The sequence below is a fragment of the Nostoc sp. NMS8 genome (assembly GCF_017115045.1).
Lineage (GTDB): Bacteria > Cyanobacteriota > Cyanobacteriia > Cyanobacteriales > Nostocaceae > Nostoc.
The window spans coordinates 1-2757 of the sequence record NZ_JABXKK010000005.1 but is presented as its reverse complement, the minus strand read 5'-3'; the positions used below and the strand labels follow the sequence as shown (position 1 = coordinate 2757).

The 2757-nt window shown below is 42.5% G+C and carries 2 protein-coding genes; one reads left to right on the top strand and one right to left on the bottom strand.

Features of this window, described 5'->3' with window-relative positions; translation table 11 throughout:
- The first annotated feature begins 203 nt into the window (after positions 1-203).
- A protein-coding gene (locus HWQ39_RS00440; protein WP_292840022.1) for an ISAzo13 family transposase occupies positions 204-1435 on the top strand; the annotation gives its coding sequence in 2 pieces (ribosomal slippage) (positions 204-684 and positions 684-1435; 1233 coding nt in all).
- 292 nt (positions 1436-1727) lie between these two features.
- Here HWQ39_RS00440 and HWQ39_RS00435 read toward each other — a convergent pair.
- Positions 1728-2757, bottom strand: a 1030-nt coding sequence (locus HWQ39_RS00435; protein ID WP_292840019.1) for a CHAT domain-containing protein, incomplete at its 5' end; no start/stop codon positions are given.

Here is a 2757-nt window from a genome sequence, read left to right as displayed (position 1 = left end):
CAAGATAATGGGCCACAGAACAGTTCACGGCGTACCCAATTTATGAAACGTATAGGGGACTTCCATAAAATAAACTATTCCATCGACAATAATGATAATCATTTTAAAGGGGGGTAAAGGGGCTGCCGACGGCAGCCCCTTTACCCCCCTTTTGTAGTAATTTAAATAATGACGCTTGTTTTTGAGTGTGGTAACTGGTGGCTATAGTATTAACTGATTCTCTCAAAAAGCTGTTAATTGAAACTGCATCTCAATCAAAAGGTGCAGCAAAGCGTAAATTTATGGCACAGACAGTTCACGGCTTAGGTTTAGGAGGGCAAAGACTTGCACAATCAAAATTAGGATGGAATCGAGATACGATTCGGAAAGGAACGAGAGAATTAAAAAGCGGTATTACCTGCATTGATAACATGAGTGCAAAAGGACGTTATAAAGCAGAAGAACATTTGCCAAGTCTTTTAGCAGATATAAAAAATATAGTAGATTCCCAAAGCCAAACTGACCCTAGTTTTAAAAGTCAAAGACTATATACCAGACTCAGTGCTGCCGAAGTCAGAAAGCAACTAATAGAAAAGTATGGTTATAGCGATGAAAAGTTACATACGTCAGAAACAATCCGAGTCAAATTAAATAATTTAGGTTACAAGCTAAAAAGAGTAAAGAAAGTTCAACCTCAAAAAAAATCCCACAAACTGATGCAATCTTCGAGCAATTAGACATAGTAAACAAAGACGCTTCGGAAGATAAGAGTGTTTTACGTCTCAGTATGGACGGAAAAGCCCGCGTTAAGATTGGCTCATTTGATCGAGGGGGTAAAAGCAGGGATGGAGCGAAAGCTGATGACCATGATTATAATCCAAAAACAACTGTAACTCCTTATGGTATATTCCTTCCAGAGCTTGATGAGCTATTTTTATACTTTACAGAATCGAAAGTTACAAGCGATTTTATTGTTGATATTTTAGAGGATTTTTGGTTAGAACAAAAGCATCGTTTTTCCGATATTCAAACCCTGCTTCTCAATCAAGATAATGGGCCACAGAACAGTTCACGGCGTACCCAATTTATGAAACGTATAGTAGAATTTGCCCAAAAACATCAAGTAAATATACGTTTAGCTTACTATCCGCCCTATCATAGTAAATATAATCCGATAGAAAGAACATGGGCAATACTAGAGAATCATTGGAATGGCAGCATTTTAGATGAAGTGGAGACGGCTTTAAAGTTTGCTAGTACTATGAAATGGAAAGGGAAACATCCAGTAGTTAAGCTAGTACACAAAACTTATGAAAATGGGGTAAAGCTTACAAAAAAAGCTATGGCTCAAATTGAAAAACAGATTGAGCGGCTAACCGATTCTACTCATGAAGTTTTCCCAAATTTAGGTAATTGGTTTATTGATATTTATTGTAGTAAAACAAAAGTTATTTGATTTTAATAACAGTATTTATTTAGCTACAAAACATACTAATTTTACACTGTTTAACTTCAAAGCAGACCACAAGTGTATAGATTCTTCATGCATAGATCAAGGGGAGAAAAGGGGTTGCCGAGGGCAACCCCTTTTTTCCCCCCTTAAAATGATTATCATTCTTGAAAAATCCTGTCTCTTGTTTTTCTTGGAATAATTTATTCTTTGGAAGTCCCTTAGATGCGTTCGCCCTAGGAATCCCCCCAGAATAATGGGTTTCTCCAGAACAAATCGCACTTACACGCATCCTGGCTCAATGCCCTGTATAGCTAAATGCTGCCCAGTGGAAGGGATGGGCAAAACTCTTACCTTGAGGCCCATCAGGGAAGGTGTAACGGAGCATAAATTCTCGCAGTAGACCATCGACTTCCTGGGCTGAAATTTGCTGAGTATTAACGAGTTTCTGAAAAGCATCCTTGAGGTAATCGTACTTTTGCTCATTTGTGGTGTCTCTGACCCATTGTTGAGCCTGACGAAGAGCAGCGGCGGGTTCCAGATTTTCGTTTCGCCAATAGTCATAGAACCGTACCAACAACATCATGGTGCTTAGGTCAGAGACTGACCAGAGTGAGGCAATGACGGCGGCAACTCCGGCTTGGAGCAGCCCAGTAGGCAGGCTGATGGCTTCGTCAGCGTTTTTGATACCTTGAAGTCCGGTTTCGCAGGCGGAGAGAATGGCGAGGCGGAGACCACCGCTTTCTACCAGATTTAGGGCGAAGATATCTTTGAGGGTGAGGAGTCCATCGCTCATGGCGAGTCCGCTGGTGAGGGGTTCGTTGAGGTTGGCGGTGCCGTGGCAGGAGAAGTGGGCGATCGCGGCTTCTGAAAGTTGTGATCGCACCGTTTCTATTGTCGCTTTTTCATGTTTGAGGACTGTGCTTTTGGGGAAATTTGCGATCGCCGCACTAACTTCTCGCTCAGAGTTAGACAGATATTGACAGGGGTCGTCGATCGCCAAGATCGAATCTGTCCGGATTCGATCAGCAATCGACTTTGCTGCGGTGAGGGATTTGGCGTTGGGGGCGTAGGTGAAGTGGATATCGTCGAGGGCGTAGCGGCGTCCGGTAGGATTGGTCTCGTCTTCACCCCAGGCAGCATGGAGAGGAATGAGACTTAAATATCCTGTGGGGATGAGGATAGCTTGGTGGAAGGTTTGAGGTTTGAGGTGGTGGATGAGTGGCTGCATCAGCAGTTCCCAGAGTTGATGGGTTACTGAGTCGAATGGCACTAAGAAAAGCCGAAATGCTTGTGGATTAAGCAGTTTGCAACTGCTTTCGTAATTC